The organism is Anaerostipes butyraticus (assembly GCF_016586355.1).
Classification (GTDB): Bacteria; Bacillota; Clostridia; order Lachnospirales; family Lachnospiraceae; genus Anaerostipes; species Anaerostipes butyraticus.
The window spans coordinates 1-649 of the sequence record NZ_BLYI01000068.1 but is presented as its reverse complement, the minus strand read 5'-3'; the positions used below and the strand labels follow the sequence as shown (position 1 = coordinate 649).

Annotated in this window: 1 rRNA gene; it reads right to left on the bottom strand. The window is 37.8% G+C overall.

The features are described 5' to 3' along the window. A 16S ribosomal RNA gene (locus tag JMF81_RS14840) occupies nucleotides 1-64 on the bottom strand; the annotation flags it as partial. Nucleotides 65-649: the final 585 nt, after the last annotated feature.

Genomic DNA, 649 nt, shown 5'->3' with positions numbered 1-649 from the left:
CGACTTGCATGTGTTAAGCACGCCGCCAGCGTTCATCCTGAGCCAGGATCAAACTCTCATGTTAAATGGTTTGTCCCAAGTCAAGAAAGCACTAGCTTCTTATCCTTGTTCATTACTGTTCTATAAAGAACGTTCGTCGGTTTTTCTTAAAAAACCTTCCTGAAAAATTCATCGGAATTTTCAAGGTTGTCTTATTGTTCAGTTGTCAATGTCCGCGTTAGCAGTATTGCGTGCACAAAAAGCAATTTTGCAGGCTGGAAAGCTCGCTTTCCGAGCTGCAGGGATTGTTTTTTATATTCGCGGCTCTGCCGCGACCGAAGAAGCTTTGCTTCTGAGGTCTCACGCAATCTCCTTACGTTTTTCTTTCCTCTGTGCCGTTCGACACAGCTGTTATATTTTATCATCTCGAAGTTTGTTTGTCAAGAACTTTTTTCAAGATTTTTTCTATCGTTCTGATCAATCTCTGTCAGCAACTTTTATAGAATATCATGTCTTAGTAACTTTGTCAAGCACTTTTTTGTTCTTTTTTATCTTTTCGATGATCTGTTTTTGTCTCTCTTAGAGACGCAACTATTTAAACATATCATAGCCTTTTGTGTTTGTCAACACTTTTTTCAAAAAAAATTAAATCTTTCATTTCGAAAGATTT